The organism is Zavarzinia sp., from assembly GCF_041650655.1.
Taxonomy (GTDB): Bacteria; Pseudomonadota; Alphaproteobacteria; order Zavarziniales; family Zavarziniaceae; genus Zavarzinia.
This window is the reverse complement of the sequence record NZ_JBAZKR010000194.1, coordinates 1-3,805: the sequence shown is the minus strand read 5'-3', so window position 1 is coordinate 3,805 and position 3,805 is coordinate 1. Positions and strand designations below refer to the sequence as shown.

The window sequence follows — 3,805 nt, the reverse complement described above, 5'->3', positions numbered from 1 at the left end:
CACGTTGAAAGTGTGGCTCGGCGGCGGCAGGCTGCAGGTGATCGTGGTGCCGCCGCGCCGGGTCATCTTGTAGGCGGCGTCGAGCGCCTGCACCGAGCTGGCCGCTTCGATGGCGACATCGGCGCCGCCATTGGTCGCCGCCTTGATCTGCGCGATCAGATCGGGATCGTCGGCACGGAAGGCTTGCGTTGCGCCCAGCGCCAAGGCGGTTTCGAGTTTTGCCGGCAGGGTATCGACGGCGATGACCTGCCGCGCGCCGGCCGCCAGCGCGCCGAGCACGGCGGACAGGCCGACGCCGCCCAGACCGACGACGGCAACGGTCTGCCCGAGGCGAATCTGCGCCGAGTTGATCGCCGCGCCGACGCCGGTCAGCACCGCGCAGCCGAAGATCGCCGCGACGTCCGGCGCCAGGTCGGGAATCACCTTGACCAGGCTACCGCGATTGCACACCGCATATTCGGCGAAACAGGAAACGCCGACCTGATGATTCAGCGGCGTGCCGTCGCGGCGCGACAAATGGCGATGGCCGCCGACCATGGTGCCGGCGGTGTTCGCCGCGGCACCGGGCTCGCAGAGCGCGGGGCGGCCTTCGAGGCAGGGCAGGCAGTGGCCGCAACTGGGGACGAATACCAGCGCCACGCTGTCGCCGCGCGCCAGGTCGGTGACGCCCGGCCCGGTCGCCTCGACGATACCGGCGGCTTCATGGCCGAGCGCCATCGGCATCGGCCGCGGGCGGTCGCCGTTGATGATCGACAGGTCGGAATGGCACAGGCCGGCGGCCGTGATCTTGACCAGCACTTCGTTCGGGCCGGGGCCGGCGAGATTCACGGTCTCGATCGCGATCGGCTTCGTCTGCGCATAGGGCAGCGGGGTATGCATCTGGCTGAGGACGGCGGCGCGGATTTGCATGAGAATTTCTGCCTTGCTTGGGTTTATCGCCATCAGTGTAGCGGATTAGATTTGCTCCCATGTCGGCTTCCCCCTATTCGTTTGCTGCCCTGCTGGCCAGTTCGACGCTGGTGCTGGGCGCGTGCGGTGTCCTGCCCTATGGCAAGCAGGGGCCGGCGCCCGTGGTTTCGGCAGTCGGCGCTGGCGCTGCGGTGGCCGACGCCGGTACCACCACGGGCATCAACGACAAGGCCAATGACGTGGTGCTGTTTGCGCTCGGACTGGTTGAGACCGGCTACCGTTTCGGCGGCAAGAACCCGGAGGCCGGGCTCGATTGCAGCGGCATGGTCAGCTACGTCTACCGGAAGTCGGTCGACATGCGGCTCGCCGGCTCGGCCGCCGATCTCGCCCGCCAGGGCAAGCCGGTGCCGGCATCGCAACTGCGCCCCGGCGATCTGGTGTTTTTCAACACCCGCAACAAGCCCTATTCGCACGTCGGCATCTACATCGGCGACGAGCGCTTCGTACATGCACCCAACAGCCGTGGCAAGGTGCGTACCGAGAGCCTGAAGAGCGGCTGGTTTGCCGCACGCTTCGAGGAAGGCCGGACTTATTTCGAATGAAAGCCGGCCGGTTGCGTGAAGTGCCCCGGCTACCCTGAACGGGGTAGTCAAAATACGCGCATCGAGGTATTCCCCCGGGGGCTGCGCCGCCGTATGCTTTGTTCCAATTGCATAGTAGTAGTGATTCTTCCTGAACCTCCTACTCCATCCTCGCGCAATGCGAGGTTTAGACCTCCGGCCCGAGCGATCCCGCCGGATTTTTTTTGCCGGCATGGGCGGTTCTTGAGGTCTTATCACGCCCGTATCCGCAGTGAACGGAGGCAAGCCATGACTACCTTGACCAAGCTCGCACTCGGCATGATGGGCGCCTTGCGGCCCAAGCCTGCCAGGGGCGACTCAGCCACTTCCATTTCGCTGCCGCCGCCCGAGACGAACGGTGGCCAGCCCCTGATGGAGGCACTTGCCAGCCGGCATTCGTCGCGTGAGTTTGCGCGCGAGTCGCTGTCCATGCCCTTGTTGTCGAATCTGCTGTGGGCAGCCTATGGCATCAACCGGGCCGGTGGCGGCCGCACAGCGCCGTCGGCGCTGAATGCGCAGGAGATCGAGGTGTTTGTCGCCTTGTCTTCCGGTGCCTATCGCTATGACGCGGCGGCAAATCAGCTTGATCTCGTCGCGGCGAGCGACTTGAGGAGCGTCACGGGTTACCAGGATTTCGTCGACGAGGCGCCGCTCGATCTCGTTTACGTCGCTGACCACACGCGGATGGGGCTGGTGCCGGTGGCCCAGCGCGAGTCCTATGCGTCGGCCGCTGCCGGCGCGATCGCGCAGAATGTCTACCTGTTCGCCGCCGGCAACGGACTGGCGACGGTGATTCGCGCCTGGATCGACCGCGCGGCGATCGCCGATGCACTCGGACTGACGCATGACCAGCAGGTATTGCTGTCGCAGACCGTGGGCTACCCCAAGCAGGCCGCATAGCGAGCTGCGGGCAGTTGGCGGCCTGCCGGATGCGTTTGACCTGGCTGCCGATACTGAAGATACTTGCCCTCATGCAGCCGACACCCCCTGACAGTTCTGCGAGCCACGCCTACCAGGCGGCCATCTTCGACTTCGAGGGCACGCTGGTCGACTTTCAGTGGCGGCTGGCGCCCGCCCAGGACGAGTTGCGTCGCGCGTTTACCGGGCTCGGATTTTCCGGCGACGAGTTTTCGCACGGCAATTACGCCACCATGTGGAATGCCGCAGCCGACCTGCGGCGATCACAGGGACGCATGGCGGAATTGCGTGAAGCGGTCTGTCCGATCTATGACCGGTGGGACGCCGATGCGCTGAGCCGATGGGCGCCGCGAACAGGGGCGGCTGAACTGCTGCGCCGATTGGCGACGACAGGCAGGCGGGTGGGGATGGTCAGCAACATCGGCCGCAAGGCGCTCACCGCGGCTTTGGACCGCTTTCAGTTCGCCGGATTGTTGCTGCCGGTGGTGAGCCGCGACGATGTGAGCTTCATGAAGCCCCGGGCCGAGGGCATCCTGCGGGTGCTCACGGACTGGCAGCTTGCGCCGGACGCGGTGCTCTTTGTCGGCGACAGCCGCGCCGACGTGCGTGGGGCGCGGGCCGCAGGTCTGCCCGTGGCGATCATTCGGGGCGGGGAGTGTGCCGAAACGGAATTCGCCGGCGATCCGCCCGACCACATGGTTTCGCACCTGGGCGAACTGATCGAACTGATCGCGGCCTGATTGCGGGCTTCATGTCTCTTCGCGGACATAGGACTCGTGCAGGTTGACCGGCTTCGCCGTCTTCTTGCGCAAGCGTATGTTGAGCATTTCGACCGCGACCGAGAAGGCCATCGCGAAGTAGATGTAGCCCTTGGGCACGTGGTGGCCAAAGCCATCGGCGATGAGCACGACACCGACGACGACGAGGAAGGACAATGCCAGCATCTTGATCGTCGGATGCTCCGAGACGAAGCGGCCGATGGCCGTGGCGAACATCATCATCATGCCCACGGAAGCGACCACCGCGGCAATCATCACCGCGACTTCGCTGACCATGCCGACTGCCGTGATGATCGAATCGAGCGAGAAGACGAGGTCGATCACCATGATCTGGCCGATGACGGCGGCGAAACTCGACGGCACGCTGCGAGACGCTTCGCCCTCCTCGCCTTCGAGCAGCTGATGCACCTCGCCGGTGCTCTTCCAGATCAGGAAGAGGCCGCCGGACAGCAAGATCAGGTCGCGTCCGGAGATGTCGTGGGCCAGTATCGTGAGCACCGGCTCGGTCAGGCTCACGATCCACGACAGCACCAGCAACAGCCCGATGCGCATGAACATCGCCAGGAACAGGCCCAGCCG

At 65.4% G+C, this 3,805-nt stretch carries 5 protein-coding genes; 3 read left to right on the top strand and 2 right to left on the bottom strand.

Going from position 1 to position 3,805, the window contains the following annotated elements; genetic code table 11:
• The coding region (locus WC493_RS22010) for an alcohol dehydrogenase catalytic domain-containing protein (RefSeq protein ID WP_373068564.1) at positions 1-909 on the bottom strand (909 nt) is incomplete at its 3' end.
• 59 nt (positions 910-968) lie between these two features.
• Between WC493_RS22010 and WC493_RS22005 the strand changes: the two genes are divergently transcribed.
• From WC493_RS22005 to WC493_RS21995, 3 genes are all read left to right on the top strand, one after another.
• On the top strand, positions 969-1,511 hold the full coding sequence (locus WC493_RS22005; RefSeq protein WP_373068562.1) for a C40 family peptidase: 543 nt from the start codon (positions 969-971) through the stop codon (positions 1,509-1,511).
• Between the two features lie 267 nt (positions 1,512-1,778).
• The gene (locus WC493_RS22000) at positions 1,779-2,429 is read left to right on the top strand and encodes a SagB/ThcOx family dehydrogenase (RefSeq protein WP_373068560.1); all 651 of its coding nucleotides are present in this window, start codon (positions 1,779-1,781) and stop codon (positions 2,427-2,429) included.
• 29 nt (positions 2,430-2,458) lie between these two features.
• The gene (locus WC493_RS21995; protein WP_373068558.1) at positions 2,459-3,187 is read left to right on the top strand and encodes an HAD family hydrolase; all 729 of its coding nucleotides are present in this window, start codon (positions 2,459-2,461) and stop codon (positions 3,185-3,187) included.
• 9 nt (positions 3,188-3,196) lie between these two features.
• Here the strand turns inward: WC493_RS21995 and WC493_RS21990 are convergent.
• Positions 3,197-3,805 (bottom strand): TerC family protein (locus WC493_RS21990; protein WP_373068556.1); only part of this gene is annotated, 609 nt, incomplete at its 5' end.

Coding starts and splice junctions, on each gene's coding strand:
- WC493_RS22000 (WP_373068560.1), top strand. CDS start 1,779: ATGACTACCTTGACCAAGCTCGCACTCGGCATGATGGGCGCCTTGCGG.
- WC493_RS21995 (WP_373068558.1), top strand. CDS start 2,459: ATGCGTTTGACCTGGCTGCCGATACTGAAGATACTTGCCCTCATGCAG.
- WC493_RS22005 (WP_373068562.1), top strand. CDS start 969: ATGTCGGCTTCCCCCTATTCGTTTGCTGCCCTGCTGGCCAGTTCGACG.